General features: G+C 69.1%; 8 protein-coding genes and 3 pseudogenes. 6 read left to right on the top strand and 5 right to left on the bottom strand.

The genetic code is table 11. The annotated features are described in order from the left end of the window. The first annotated feature begins 12 nt into the window (after nt 1–12). Nucleotides 13–1,113 (top strand): PDR/VanB family oxidoreductase, encoded by a 1,101-nt coding sequence (locus ACFYO5_RS11095; RefSeq protein WP_388706903.1) that lies wholly within the window; start codon nt 13–15, stop codon nt 1,111–1,113. 529 nt (nt 1,114–1,642) lie between these two features. Beyond that, a pseudogene (locus tag ACFYO5_RS11090) lies at nt 1,643–2,154 on the top strand (FAD-dependent oxidoreductase); the annotation flags it as partial. Between the two features lie 113 nt (nt 2,155–2,267). Here the strand turns inward: ACFYO5_RS11090 and ACFYO5_RS11085 are convergent. Next, nucleotides 2,268–2,732, bottom strand: coding sequence for a hypothetical protein (locus tag ACFYO5_RS11085; protein ID WP_388706900.1), 465 nt, complete (start codon nt 2,730–2,732; stop codon nt 2,268–2,270). 382 nt (nt 2,733–3,114) lie between these two features. Between ACFYO5_RS11085 and ACFYO5_RS11080 the strand changes: the two genes are divergently transcribed. Continuing rightward, nucleotides 3,115–4,650 (top strand): hypothetical protein, encoded by a 1,536-nt coding sequence (locus ACFYO5_RS11080; protein WP_388706897.1) that lies wholly within the window; start codon nt 3,115–3,117, stop codon nt 4,648–4,650. Nucleotides 4,651–4,909: 259 nt separating this feature from the next. Here ACFYO5_RS11080 and ACFYO5_RS11075 read toward each other — a convergent pair whose 3' ends face one another. Further along, nucleotides 4,910–5,827, bottom strand: coding sequence for a helix-turn-helix transcriptional regulator (locus ACFYO5_RS11075; protein ID WP_388706895.1), 918 nt, complete (start codon nt 5,825–5,827; stop codon nt 4,910–4,912). 289 nt (nt 5,828–6,116) lie between these two features. On the opposite strand from ACFYO5_RS11075, the gene ACFYO5_RS11070 reads away from it, so the two are divergent. The 3 genes from ACFYO5_RS11070 to ACFYO5_RS11060 all read left to right on the top strand — a co-directional run bounded on the left by ACFYO5_RS11070 (nt 6,117) and on the right by ACFYO5_RS11060 (nt 11,273). Then, on the top strand, nt 6,117–7,070 hold the full coding sequence (locus tag ACFYO5_RS11070) for an alpha/beta hydrolase (RefSeq protein ID WP_388706892.1): 954 nt from the start codon (nt 6,117–6,119) through the stop codon (nt 7,068–7,070). Between the two features lie 27 nt (nt 7,071–7,097). Further along, the gene (locus ACFYO5_RS11065; RefSeq protein WP_388706890.1) at nt 7,098–7,229 is read left to right on the top strand and encodes a hypothetical protein; all 132 of its coding nucleotides are present in this window, start codon (nt 7,098–7,100) and stop codon (nt 7,227–7,229) included. A gap of 894 nt (nt 7,230–8,123) precedes the next feature. Then, nucleotides 8,124–11,273, top strand: a complete 3,150-nt coding sequence (locus ACFYO5_RS11060) for a discoidin domain-containing protein (RefSeq protein ID WP_388706887.1) — start codon at nt 8,124–8,126, stop codon at nt 11,271–11,273. Nucleotides 11,274–11,428: 155 nt separating this feature from the next. Here ACFYO5_RS11060 and ACFYO5_RS11055 read toward each other — a convergent pair. From ACFYO5_RS11055 to ACFYO5_RS11045, 3 genes and pseudogenes are all read right to left on the bottom strand, one after another. Then, nucleotides 11,429–12,028, bottom strand: a pseudogene (locus tag ACFYO5_RS11055) (flavoprotein); the annotation flags it as partial. Nucleotides 12,029–12,084: 56 nt separating this feature from the next. Continuing rightward, nucleotides 12,085–12,366: pseudogene (locus tag ACFYO5_RS11050) on the bottom strand (hypothetical protein); the annotation flags it as partial. A 378-nt stretch (nt 12,367–12,744) separates the two neighbouring features. After that, the gene (locus ACFYO5_RS11045) at nt 12,745–13,980 is read right to left on the bottom strand and encodes a helix-turn-helix domain-containing protein (protein WP_388706885.1); all 1,236 of its coding nucleotides are present in this window, start codon (nt 13,978–13,980) and stop codon (nt 12,745–12,747) included. Nucleotides 13,981–14,137 lie beyond the last annotated feature (157 nt).

The following is a 14,137-nucleotide window of genomic DNA, read 5'->3' as shown; positions in this document are numbered from 1 at the left end:
GCGAGGCAGCCCATGGACATCAGCACATCCGTCACTCGGCCGCCGGACCTGTACGGCAGGCCGCGCAGCGACTCCTTCATGCAGAAGCTGGCGGCTTTCAGCGACAAAGCGGTCACGCGCCTTGAGCGGCGCAGCACTCGGCCTGGGCGCCCGCCGGCCACCGAGATGCCCGCGATCCGGGAACTGGTGGTCGCCACCAAGCAGCAAGAGGCCGAGGATGTCGTCTCCCTGCGGCTGACGGCACCCGTCGGCGGAACACTCCCGCCCTGGCAGCCCGGCGCCCACATCGAACTGCACCTGCCCTCCGGCCGCAAGCGGCAGTACTCCCTGTGCGGAGACCCTGCCGACCGGCACGGGTACCGCATCGCGGTGCGCCGCATCGCCAACGGCAAAGGCGGTTCGGCCGAGGTGCACGACACCCTCGAAGCCGGTGTGCGGGTCGCCGTCACCGCGCCCCGGAACGCCTTCCCCTTCGCCGCCGAAGCATCCGTCCTGCTCATCGCGGGCGGCATCGGAATCACCCCGATCCTGCCGATGGCCCGGGAAGCCGCCCGACGCGGGCTGGACTGGAGGCTCGTGCACACCGGCCGCAGCCGCGGCTCGATGCCCTTCGCGGCAGAGCTGGCCGAACTCGCGGCCGCGGCCCCCGGCCGGGTCTCCATCCGTCCTGACGACGAGTCCGGCGTGCCCGAAGCAGCCGAACTGCTGAGCTCGATCCCGGAGGCGGGTGCGGTGTACTGCTGCGGGCCCGCGCCCATGATCGACGGCGTTCGGCGGGCGTTCGGTGGCAGCCGCGCGTCCTCCCTGCACTTCGAGCGTTTCGGCCCGGTCCCGATCACGGACGGCCACCCCTTCGAACTTCAACTGGGCGACACCGGACAGGTTCTGCAGGTGCCCTACGACCGCTCCGCCCTGGATGTTCTCCACGAGGCCCTGCCGGCCCTGCCGTTCTCCTGCCGCCAGGGGTTCTGCGGAACCTGCCGGATACGGGTGGCCCAAGGCCAGGTCGATCATCGTGACCGTCGGCTCACCGCCACCGAACGTGCGGCCGGCGCCATGCTGCCCTGCGTCTCGCGTGCACCGGAAGCAGAGCGGTTGGTGCTGGAGCTGTGAGCGATGGCCGAGTGCCCATAGATCGCATCCGTCGCCGCGAGGTACCTCAGCGGCAGCGCTGATACCCGGCCCTCGGCGCGACCCACCACCTGGACGATGAGACGGTCTGGACACCGGCCAGAGCCAGCGGCAAGTGGAGCCACCAGGCCGGCCACCGGGCGCAGCGCGAACGGTTGAGGGACATCACTTGGCTGATCTTCACCCCGATCTCCGAGCTTCCCGCGCCGGTGTCGCGGATCAGCCGGCGTGGCCGACCGCTGCGACAGTCCGGGCAGTGCGCGGTGCTGACGCTACGGCGACTTGGAGGCGTGGCAGCTGATCCAGCCGGTCATCACGTCCTGCAAGGGAAAGCACCGCTCGGTCAGCGATCATGAGGGCCGGTACGAGATGCAAGAGATCGTCGATGCGATCCTGTACCAGGCCCGCGCGAGCCGCCAATGGCCGACCCGGCTCGCGTGGGCGCCGGCGGCCTCGCTGCGGTCCTGCTTGACCGCGAGCTGGGAGGCCAGCACCCACACGCCGGCGGCCCGGGCGGCGCCGGCACCGCGAGCCCCACGGCGTCCTGCACACTTACGCCGCACTCTCCAAGCCGCAGGAGTGGATCTCCGCATCGACTTCACCGACGGTGCCGCCGTGACGGCCCGCGTCGGGGCGGAGTTCGAGGGGTGGGCGCCCGAGCTCACCGCCCTCATCACCGACGGCGAGACCGCCCCTGTCCTCCGTCCGGTCCATGCCCTGCCGATCGGCCACCGCTGGGACCGGGTGCCGGGCGTCACCCTCCTGGGCGACGCCGCCCACCTCATGTCGCCCTTCGCCGGGGAAGGCGCCAACCTCGCCATGTACGACGGCGCCGAACTCGCCAAGGCCATCGCCGCCCACCCCCGCGACCCCGAGACCGCGCTGTCCGAATACGAGCAGGCCTTCCTCCCCCGCAGCGCGCAGTTCGCCGCCGAATCGAACCGGAACCATACTCTCCTGTTCGGCGAGAAGACCCCCCAAATCATGATCGACCTGCTCACCGGCAAGGCGCCGACCGCATGAGCGCGGGGCGGCCGCTCAGGCCGGCGGCCGGGTCACCGCGGCGACCCGGACTCTGCGCCGCCACCGCCATAACCCTGTGCACGACACCGGAGCCCGGCCGGTGGCCATGTCCTTTACCGAGAGTCTTGTCCACCGACCCCGAAGTCGTGTTCCCCGGCGGGCCGATGTAGTCGGCGCTCCGGAAGCCGTGTGATCGCGGCGCTCACTGCCAGCCCGAGCGTGACACCGACAGCGGCGGCGACGCTCAGCGCCCAGGCATCGTCGAGGGAGCCGGGCAGGACGGCGCTGGTGAGCCGGGTGGCGCCCCACAAGACTGCTACCGCGGCCAGTGCGGCCGGCCAGCGGTGCCGTACCCCGTCGCTGATGTCGTCGACGATATGGAAGAGGAACAGCAGCGCCATGAGGTGGCTGCCGCCGAAGTCATCGTCCCAGCCGAGCGCGGTGAGCCCGGCCCCGAAGGCAAGCATGAACAGCCAGAACCCCACCAGTCGCCGGACGGACGTGGGCGGCTGTCGCCTCGCACCACGCGGGAGCCAAAAGAACGGTGTGACGTGCTGGCCGATCGCGTACTTCTGCATGACTCGCGTCCTGATCCCCCGGGGTAGCCGACTCCTGTCGGCGCTCAGTAGTAGGACGCGCAGGAGCAGGACGCGGTTGTGGTGAAGTGTCGCCGCATGGAACCGCCTCGAGGAGCCAGAGGCTGTCGATCTTCGCTTGTGGTGACAGAAGGGCCGCCGAGTGAGCATGTGTGACAAGCCGCGTGCTTCGCTGGAGCGACCGGCCTCGAAGGTGTGCTGTTCAAGCCGCTGGACAGCGTCTACCGCCCCGGCGCGCGAGGCGTGTGGAACAAGTACAAACCGCGTAAGACGACGGAAGCCGTCTTCCCTGTCAAGTTCTTCTGTTCAGCTTCCGGATGCCCGTGGCTTCACGTCGTTTTTCGCCTCTGCGAAGATCACTTCCATGACCGTCTCGTTCCGCATCGATCGAATCCTCGGTGACCGTCCCTTCGCCGAGGTCGGTGATCCAGTCCTCGCCGTCGACGACGAGAGTCGCGGCTTGTTGGCAGTGGCAGGCACACACGTGGCGGTGGCGGGCGTCCCCGACTTCGGCAGCATCGCACCTGTCGGTGTCTACGACACCGACAATCTGGCTTGCCGGGCCCTCCTCCGTGCGCGGTATCCCGTACATGCCATGGCTTTCCACCCCCGGCTCCCCCTGCTTGCCGTCGGTACAGGCGAATACGACGGCGGTTACTTCTTCGAAGGGGAACTGCTCCTTTTGGACCTGGAAACAGGTAGGAGCACATCGCTCATCGAGCACGAACTCGGCCGCCAGGTCCTGAGCCTGGAGTGGCTCAACGAGCAGGAACTTCGCGTGCTGATGGCGCCGTATGACGACTGGCAGGACAAAGACGCGTGGAGTGAGGGACAGGTTGCGGTAGTGCGCCGGCCCGACTGGAGGGCCGTACCGCCCCGGTCGCTCACCGGACACGACCTGGCCGGACCACGAGCAGCGGCCCCGCGAACCGACCGTCGAGAGGACGCACGTCAGGGGATCTCCAGCCTGAGTAGCGAATGGGACCCGCGTCGCAACGTCCGCGCAGTCGAGGAGCTGTCCGACGGCAGGATCGTGGCGACCCTCGACGGGATCCAGTTGGAAGCCTGGTTGCCCTCAGGACAGCGGCAATGGGGTGTTCAGGACGACGACGGTGGCGGCCGCGACCTTGTCGTAGCCGCAGATGAGCGATCGGCGTGGGTCAGCCTGATGCGGCCCCCGTGGCAGGAGCACGCTCAGGCCGTGGTCCGACTGTCGCTCCAGGACGGGGCGCGGCTCGACCGCTTCACTCCGGCGGGGGCGGTGTCCCTGGTGCGATGTGCTGACGGCCTGCCCGCCCTTGCACCCGCCGGCAGGAACGGAGCGCGAAGCAGATTGCGTATCCGGCGTGGCAGCCGGGTCTACTTCCGGGAAAGTCTCCCCAGCAAGAGCGGGCAGAAACCCGGATCAGGTGACGCCTGGCTCGCGGCCGTGGAACCGAAGAGCATACCGGTCGCCGAACGTCCGCGTGAGCCCAGAATGGCGGAGGCCCGTCGTCTGTCTCCCTACTCCTGGACGCCTGGCGAGACACACTTCGCAGGCCCCGGCGTGGAGACTGCCGACGGCGACCTGATCCATGCCGGCACTGTCTACCACGGCCACGGATTGCAGCCAGGTGGATCGTTCGTAGTAAGGCGCACGGTGGCCGGAGACAAGCCGACATGGGTCTTCCGGACAGACCGGAAAGCCACGGACCTCGACCGCGACATGGAATCCGTCTACGTCGCTTACGACGACGGCGAGCTCGTCATACTCGATCTCCATGACGGCAACGTCCGCTGGCGCCAGCACCTGGTTGTGGCCGGATTTCCCGTCGTGGCGACCGCGCTGACCGTCACCGAACCCGGCCGCCTGCTCATCGGTACCACTGACGGACGACTCCTGGACTGCTCGACCTTGTAGAGGTGCTGATGCTGTAAGGCACACTGCGATCCTTACCAACGGGAGCAGTCCTATTAGGTTGTCGATCGAGAAATCGGAGTCACGTTATCCGCTGGTGGTGCCAGCTCGTCATGTCCTTGGGTCAGAACTGCACTCGCGAGGGTCAGGCGGGTCACCAGTTGGCGGAGCTCTTCGAGTTCGGCTCGTTGGTTCGCGATGGTCTTCTTGACTTTGGCGACGGTCGCCCGTAGCTGCTTCTCCGTTTCTGGGATCGGATCGCTCAGTGAGGGTGGCGGGTCGGCTCTGGCGCCCGGGACTGGGTCGCTGTCCAGCTGGCGAGGAGCCTGAGCCGCTCTTCGTCGGCGGTGTCCGGCTCGGCGGTGAAGAAGGTCAGGTCGTGCACCGCCCGGTTGGCCACGGGCAGGTCCAGGGACCGGTAGACCAGCTCCAGACGGCCGACCTCAGGATGCTCCAGCCGCTTGGTGCCACCGTGGCGGATGCGAACGTCGTGCGTGGCCCACATGGTGCGGAACTCGGGACTGAGCGTGGAGAGCTCGCCGACGAGGTCGCGCAGCCCGCGGTCGTAGGGTTCGCGCCCGGCTTCGGCGCGCAGCAGCGCGACAGTGGCGCTCGCGCCGGCCTCCCAGTCCACGAAGAAGTCCTGGGAGCCGGGGTCGAGGAAGAAGTAGCGGGCGAAGTTGGGGCAGCCGTGCTGGTCGGTGGTACGGCTGTCGAACATCCGCGTGAGCAGGGCCCGGCCCAGCGCGTTGCTGGCGACGATGTCCGGGCGTCCGTTGCGCACGAAGGCGGCGGACATCGTCATCGAGTCGAGCAGCCACTGGACGGAGGGCGGGATCGCGACGTCCTTGCGACGCGGTGGAGTTCGGCGGGCGGGCCGGGCCGAGCGGGCCAGGTCGAACAGGTAGGTGCGCTCGTCCTCGTCCAGTCGCAGGGCCTGGGCGACCGCGTCGAGAACATCCTCCGACACACCGCCGATGTGCCCCTTCTCCAGCCGGGTGTACCACTCGGTGCTGACCCCGGCGAGAACGGCGACCTCCTCACGCCGCAGCCCCGGGACGCGGCGACGGCCGCTGGTCGGCAGCCCGGCCTGCTCCGGTGTGATCTTGGCGCGCCGGCTGGCGAGGAAGTCCCGGATACCGGCGCGGTGTTCGGCGGGGTCGCCGGATCGGTGGTCCATCCCTCCACGGTAACCACGGACGGTCGCGGAGGGAGGTCGAGGTTATACCCCCCATAAATGCGACCTTCTTCGCGCGCGGCGAAGCCCGTTACGTGGGATCGAGAGCTCGCCACCATCTGACCGACCTTCCTTCGCGGCCGTCTCGATCACCGCGGAGATCATCGCCCACACCAACCGGGGCACGAGCCTGCCCTTCACCGAGATCACCGGCCCGATCCACAGACCACACAGGCGAAGACAACCTGCCTTGCCAGGTGAATCACGGAACCGAAGGAAGAAGGACAAAAGAATGTTTCCGAACGACAACTACATCTTCGACCTGGACGAAAACGTCACGCGGAAGGCGGTCTCGTACAAGAACAGGTATGGGATCAGCATCTCGGCGGACCTCTATCAGCCGAAGGGCTTCGACGAGTCCCAGCAGAACGCAGCCATCGTCGTGGGCCCGCCGTACGGCGGCGTCAAGGAGCAGGGCCCCGGCATCTACGCCCAGAACATGGCCATGCGCGGTTTCGTGGTTCTCGCCTTCGACCCGTCCTTCAACGGGTACAGCGGCGGCGAGCCGCGACACCTCTCCTCCCCCGAGATCTTCGTCGAGGACTTCAGCGCGGCGGTGGACTACCTGGGTACGCGTCCTTTCGTGGATAGGGAGCGTATCGGCGTGATCGGTATGTGCGGGAGCGGCGGATTCGCGATCAGCGCGGCGCAGGTCGACCGGCGCATCAAGGCGGTCGCGACGGTTTCCATGTACGACATCTCCAGGGCCTCCTCGAAGGGCTTCCAGGACTCGTTCACCGAAGAGACGCGCAACCTCATCCTCGATCAGGTGGCGGAACAGCGGTACGCGGAGTTCCTGGGCAACGCGCCCCTGATGCCCCTGCGTGGAGCGCCGATCGGGTTCGACGAGAACACCGATCCCGTCGGTCGCGAGTTCGGCGAGTTCTACTCCACACCGCGGGGGTACCACCCGAACTCCATCACCCAGTTCACCGCGACGAGCACCATGTCGTTCATGAACTTCCCGCTGCTGACGCACATCAAGTCGATCTCGCCGCGGCCCATCCTGTTCGTCATGGGAGAGCAGGCTCACTCGCGGTACTTCAGCGAGGATGCCTACGAACTCGCGGCGGATCCCAAGGAGCTCTACGTCGTCCCGAATGCCGGCCACGTGGATCTGTACGACAAGACGGACCTGATCCCGTTCGACAAGTTGGAAGAGTTCTTCACCAAGAACGTGGCGTGATCGATCACGGACGCCGGCTGGCGCGTCATGCGCTCGGAGGCCTGGCGCAGCCTGGAGTCGGGCACGGCGCCGAACGGGGTGCCGATCGAGCTGCTGGACGTACGCGAGCTGGAGGCCATGGACGAACGCCGCGCCACCAAGGTCCTCCTCACCCTCTGACACGCCTGCCGCTCATCCTCGGGCTCTGCACCGCACCAGGCGGTGTGGGCCGGAGGGTGCTTCTCGGCCCGGCCCGGCCCGTGCCGCGGACAGCGGAGGCTCCCCTGCCGACAAAACCTGGGTATCGCCGCTTACCGCCTGAAACCGGTAGGCGTTGAGCGGCCACCCTCTGAAACCGGTAGGCGTTGAGCGGCCACCCTCAGGCCGAGACCATGGAGTCCCTGCCCGCGGCCCGACACTCGACCGGAGTTCGCAGTCGCGGCAGCCCAGCCCCATAGGCGCGAGCCGTCCAGTGGCGTGGATGCTCCGAACACGCTCGTGGCTGCCGCAAGTCGCCCACCCCGGGCAGGGAGCACCCGGGAGAGGGAAGCACCCGGGGCCTTGCCGCGGCGGCCGGATTCACGACGGGCGTCCGGTGCAGGTGCCCCATGGCGCGACTTTCTTGCTTCCGGCCCATTGACAAGGCGTTGCGGGGAGCCGAAAAATCACGCCTGCAAGTACCTGATTGAATCGATTCAAGTCTCCCTCCGCCCGTTGGCTCTGCGTTCGTCGTCCCGGTGACTCGCACCCCTCCCGAAGCCGGTACGACCCATCTCGGAAAGCCAGGGGTTTCGGCGTCTTCCGCGGCCCCGCCGCCTCCACCACCCCCTCGTCGACAGCACTCCTGGGAAGGTTCGCTCCATGCAGTACATCTCCCGCCGGTCTGCCCTGCGCTCCGCCATAGCCGTGGCTCTTGCTCCCACCCTGGGTCCCTTGGTCCTTCCCGTCCTTGCTCCGGCGGCGTCCGCCGCGGTGTCCTGGAGCGCGAAGTGGGTCTGGGCACCGTCCAGCTCGGCGAACCAGTGGGTGGCCTTCCGTAGATCGTTCACCCTGGGTTCCGCGCCGACGAGAGCGGTGACGCAGATCGCGGCGGACTCGAAGTACTGGCTGTGGGTGAACGGCACGCTGGTGGTCTTCGAGGGCGGGCTCAAGCGCGGTCCGAACCGTATGGACACCTACTACGACGAGATCGATCTCGCCCCGCACCTCACCAGTGGCAGCAACACGGTGGCACTGCTGGTGTGGCATTTCGGCAAGCAGGGCTTCTCGCACAACAGCAGCGGCAAGGGCGGTCTGCTGTTCCAGTCGGACATCGAGGTCGGTTCGACCACCACCCGGCTGATGAGCGACACGAACTGGAAGCACACCGTCCACCCGGGCTACGCGAACAACACCAGCGGCACGCAGGTCAACTTCCGGCTGCCCGAGTCGAACGTCTACTACGACGCCCGCAACGCCTCCGCGATGGCCGGGTGGCAGTCCCCCGATTTCAACGACAGTTCCTGGAGCGCTCCGACCGACTTCGGTGCCGTCGGCACCGCCCCCTGGAACGCCCTGGTGGAGCGGCCGATCCCGCAGTTCCGCTACTCCGGCCTGAAGTCCTACGCGAACGCCGCCTCACTGCCGTCGACCGGCCAGGGTTCCACGGCCGTCTCGGCCACGCTGCCGTCCAATCTCCAGGTCACCCCGTACCTGAAGGTGGACGCCCCCGCCGGTGCGGTGATCGGCGTGCAGACCGATCACTACGACGACGGTGCGGGCCTGGTGGGTATCGAGCCCGGGACCCAGTACAACATGCGTGCCACCTACGTCTGCTCCGGCGGAGTGCAGGAGTTCGAGGCGCTGGGGTGGATGAGCGGTACGGCCGTGCGGTACACGATCCCGGCGAGCGTGACGATCCTGGACCTCAAATACCGGGAGTCCGGCTACGACACCGACTTCGCGGGCTCGTTCAGCAGCAGTGACGCCTTCCTGGACACCCTGTGGACCAAGGCCGCGCGCACGATGTACGTCAACATGCGGGACAACTACATGGACTGCCCCACCCGTGAGCGGGCCCAGTGGTGGGGCGACGTGGTCAACCAGCTCAAGGAGGGCTTCTACACCTTCGACACCAAGTCCCATGCCCTGGGCAAGAAGGCCATCGCCCAGCTCGCCGCCTGGCAGAAACCCAGCGGGGCGCTGTACTCCCCGGTGCCCACGACGATCTGGACCGCCGAACTGCCCGTCCAGATGCTGGCCTCGGTGTGGTCGTTCTGGACGTACTACCTCTACACCGGCAACGCCGACGCCGTCATTGTCGCCTACCCGGCGGTCAAGAAGTACCTCGACCTCTGGACCCTGGACAGCGACGGCCTCGTCAACCACCGGGCGGGGGACTGGGACTGGGAGGACTGGGGCTCCGACATCGACGCCCGCGTCCTGGACAACTGCTGGTACTACCTCGCCCTGGACACCGCCGCCAAGCTCGCCGACCTCAGCGGCAACAGCGGCGACGTGGCCGGCTGGAAGAGCAGGCGCGACAGCATCAAGGCCAACTTCGACCGGGTGCTGTGGAACTCCTCGCGGGGCGAGTACCGCTCGCCCGGCTACACCCGCGACACCGACGACCGCGCCAACGGCCTGGCCGTCGTCGCCGGCCTGGCCCCCGCCTCCCGCCACCGGGCGATCACCGAGGTGCTGCGCACTCACCTCAACGCCAGCCCGTACATGGAGTTCTACGTCCTGGAGGCGCTGTATCTGACGGGCGCGGCTACGGTGGCCGAGGAGCGGATGCGCAACCGCTTCGCCGCCCAGGTCGCCGACCCCGCCTGCCACACCCTGTGGGAGCTCTGGGACAAGGCTGCCGGCACCGACAACCACGCCTGGAACGGCGGCCCGCTGTACGCGCTGTCCGCCTACGCCGCGGGCGTCCGCCCCACCAAGCCCGGCTGGGAGACATACGACGTCGTGCCGCAGACCGGCACGCTCACGAAGATCAACACGGTGGTGTCCACCGTGAAGGGGGACATCCGCTTCGGGACCGATCGCGATGGCACCAAGGTGACGCTGACCCTCACCTCACCGAACGGCACGACGGCCCGGGTCGGCGTGCCCACGTACGGCGGCTCCCAGCCCGTCATCAAGGCGAACGGCACCACCGTATTCTCCGGGGGCTCCGCCACGGGCAGCGTCAGCGGCCTGGGGTACGAGAGCAAGGACTCCTCGTACGTCTACTTCACGCTCAAGCCGGGCACGTGGACCTTCACTGTCACCGGCGCGGGCCGTCTCGACAACCTTGCCCTGGGCAGACCCGTCACCAGCAACAACAGCCTGGAGAACAGCCACTGGGGCAGGAATCGGCTCACCGACGGCACCCTCACCAGCGTGAGCGGCGCCAAGGGCTACACCAGCAACGAGTTCACCTCCGCCGACGTGAGCGCGAACCCTGTCTGGGTCGAGATCGACCTCGGTGCCGACACCGACCTGGACGCCGTACGCCTCTTCCCGCGCACCGACACACCGGCGGCGGGGGGCGGTACGGCAGGGTTCCCGGTCGACTTCACGATCCAGACCCGTCCCGACGGATCCAGCACCTACGCCACAGTCCGCACCGTCACCGGCCAGCCCGACCCCGGTGGGCTCGTGCAGACGTACGGCTTCAGGACGACCACCGCTCGCTACGTCCGCTTGCAGACCACGCGGCTCGGTACCCCCGCCTCGGACGAGACCAGCAAGTACCGCCTCCAGCTCGCCGAACTCACCGTCCCGACCGCCGCGACGACCGTCACCAGCAACTGCACCCTGGAGAACAACGACTGGGGCAAGACGCGGGTCCTGGACGGCACCCTCACCAGCGCGACCGGCGCCAAGGGCTTCACCAGCATCGGCTTCCCCTCCGCCGACGTGAGTGACACGCCGGTGTGGATCGAGGTTGATCTCGGCGCCGATCGGGCTATCGGGTCCGTCACCCTCCACCCGCGCACCGATATCGCCGCGACCGGCGGCGGCACGGCCGGCTTCCCCGTCGACTTCACCATCCAGACCCGGGCGCAAGGCGCCACCTCCTACACCACCGCCCGCACGGTCAGCGGCCAGTCCAACCCCAACGGTGCCGCCGAGACCTACGCCCTCACCTCGGCCACCGGCCGCTATCTGCGCCTCAAGGCCACCAGGCTCGGCAAGCCCGCCTCTGACGAGACCAGCCAGTACCGCCTGCAGTTGGCCGAGCTCCGCATCACGTAGCGGAATCCACCTTCCGTGGAAGGGCCTACGGCCTTCCGGGCGGCTGAAACGCTGGTGATCTGGGTGGCGCACGCACAGCGCCAGGAGTGCGGCGCGGGGCCGCGACCGGTCCCCGGTTCCGGTCGCGGCCCCGCGTGCAGGGGTGTTGAGGTCGGTCACGAGCCGCAGCAGCCGCCCGCCGGCGCCTCCTCGGCAATCACGGCAGCGGGCGGGCCGACGCCGATCTGAACGCGCGCGGGCGCCGGGGCGCAGCAGCCGCCGGTGTCGGCCTGTCCGGTGGCCGGGTCGTCGAAGAGGCCGGCGCCGCCGCACACTCCGGTTTCGGGGAGGGTGAGTTCGACGCGGTCGGCGGAGGCGAGGTCTCCGGCGATCGCCGGGGTGACGGAGCGGACCTGCTCGTAGCCGGTCATGGCGAGGAAGGTGGGGGCGCGGCCGTAGGACTTCATGCCGACCAGGTAGACGCCGGGTTCGGGGTGGGACAGCTCGCGGTGGCCGTGTGGGTAGACGGTGCCGCAGGAGTGCTGGTTGGGGTCGATCAGCGGGGCCGGCTCGGTGGGTGCCTGGAGCCGTTCGTCCAGGCCGAGGCGGAGCTCGGACAGGAAAGACAGGCCCGGGCGGAAGCCGGTGAGCACGATGACCTCGTCGACCGGGTCGAGGCGACGGCCGTCCTCACCGGCCAGCACCAGGCGGCCCTCACCGTCGCGCTCGATGGCCTCGGTGCGGAAGCCGGTGACCACGTCGGCGTAGCCGTTGTCGAGGCATCGAGAGCCTGTTCCCGGCTGACCGGTCGGCACCGGCCGCTCTTGGCCGCGGCCCAGCAGTCGCCGGTGTGGACGGCGTCGAGGTTCGCACGGTCCAAACCGTACTGGATCAGCCAGGCCGGAGGCGGCGGCCGCCGCTGCTCCCCCTGTCGGCGTTCACCCTGGCGCCGTTCCTCGTCGGCGATCCACCCGTCTATCTGGTTCAGTGCCGCGGTCGCCTGCTGGACCACGACGCGGCGCGCGAAGTCGAGCAGGTCGAGACGAGACGGCTGATCGTTCGCACGTTCGATTCTAGGTCGAGGCGCCCACCCGAGCCTCACCCGGCTCGACATCGACCTGCTGCGCAGCGACGGCTGAGCGATTCTCACCGAAGGTTGGTCAGAGTTCAGTCCTCCGGCTGCACGACCCGCTCAAGCACTGGTGGCCAGCCCGGGCGAAGAAAGTGGTCGCCCACTCCAGCGACCGCCCATGCTTGCCCATCCCGCCGGAGGATGACGTTCGCCACCCGGGCAGAAGCACCTGGCGCGAACGAGTAGTTGCCGCCGCTGTCCACCTCCAGATCGGGTAGGTGGAGGAGGCGCATCAACTCCAAGTCCGGACCGACAACCCCTGGGGCGCGACGCGATCCCCAGCTGGTCGGCGCTCAGGCTGTCGTAGCTGTTCCTGATCTCCCTTTAAGCGCTTGCTCAGCCTGTGTCAGTCGAAGTTACTCATCGGTCACCCGGTCTGTCAGAGTCCGAGTCTGTGATCCAGCGCCCTTCGGCGGAGTCGTGCACGTACGCCGGCCTCCCCCTGGTCCCGCTCGTGCGGAACGGCTTCCCGCCGTCCGTGATCCGCACCGTCCCCGTACGGCCCCCGGCGCTCCACTCCAGCTCCAGGTACCAGCGGCAGTCGCAGCCCGCCGTCCGCGCGGAGACCAGCAGCTCCTCGGGGTCGGAGGAGGTGACCTTGTACGGGAAGGAGACGGCCGGGATCTTCCGGACCTCGGCGCCGGAGGCGTCAAGGCCGTCGACGGGCCTCGCGAGCGGGCGCGGCCGGTCGAGGTCCACGGTGAAGTGGCGCGGGGTGACGGCGCCGCCACAGCCGTTGTCCATCCGGTACGCGTTCCATGGCAGCGGCGCGGCGCGGTCGACCACGCGCACGTGCAGGGCATGGAGGACGACGGCGTCGGACGGCGAGCGGCCCTGGACCGTGATCCGCACCAGCGCCTCCCCGCCGTGCACGGCACCGTGCGTCCCGGCCCACGCCCCGGAGTCGGCCGCGACCGGCGGCGGGGCGACCGCGCGGGGGGCCCGGTCCACGAGGTAGGTGTGCCCGCAGCCGCCCTCCCAGAGCTGGGAACCGATGCTCCAGGTGAAGGGGAGGGGGGCCGCGGTCCGCCCCGGAGCGGTGGAAGCGGGAGCGGGGGCGGAAGCCGTACGGGTGGGATGGCCGAGCAGGGCGGCGGCGAGGGCGAGCACGACGAGGGCGACGGCGGCGGCGACGAGGAGGGGAGCGAGGGCGCCACGACGGGGGCGGGCGCGGGGCGCCTCCGGCGCGGACGGATCCGCGGCGGACGGGTCCGGCGCGATCGGGTCCGGGGCCGTCGGGTCCGGCGCGGGGCCGGGGCCCGGTTCCGGCGCGGACGGTTCCGGGTTCGATTCCGGCGCGGCCGACACGGCCGGCACAGGCGTGGGCGCGGGCGAGGCCGCTCGGCGGCGGGCGCGGTCCGCCTCCGTCCAAGCCGCCTCCAGGGCCCGCCGTTCCTCCTCGTCCGCTCCGCACAGCAGGGCGAGGCGGTCGACCACGGCGAACTCCTGTGGGACGGTCGCGCCCGAGCAGTAGCGGTGGAGGGTGGACGCGCTGACGCTCAGCCGCCGGCCCAGCGCCTCGTAACTCCTCCCGTCCCGTGCCTTCAGCGCGCGCACGAGCCCCGCGAACTCCTCGACGGCGGCGTCCTTCGGCATTCCATCCCCCTCGACCCTGCGTCACATCCTTCACGTCCTTGCACGTCAGCGGGGGTGGAATGGTTCCGGGACGGCTGGTGGGCGCGTGATCGTTGCAGCCGACGGGCGCCGGCCCCACGCTGGTTGAGCACTGACCGAACGAACGACCCGACGGGGG

The sequence above is a fragment of the Streptomyces sp. NPDC006259 genome (assembly GCF_042870975.1).
GTDB lineage: Bacteria > Actinomycetota > Actinomycetes > Streptomycetales > Streptomycetaceae > Streptomyces.
This window is presented reverse-complemented; position numbering and strand designations above follow the sequence as displayed.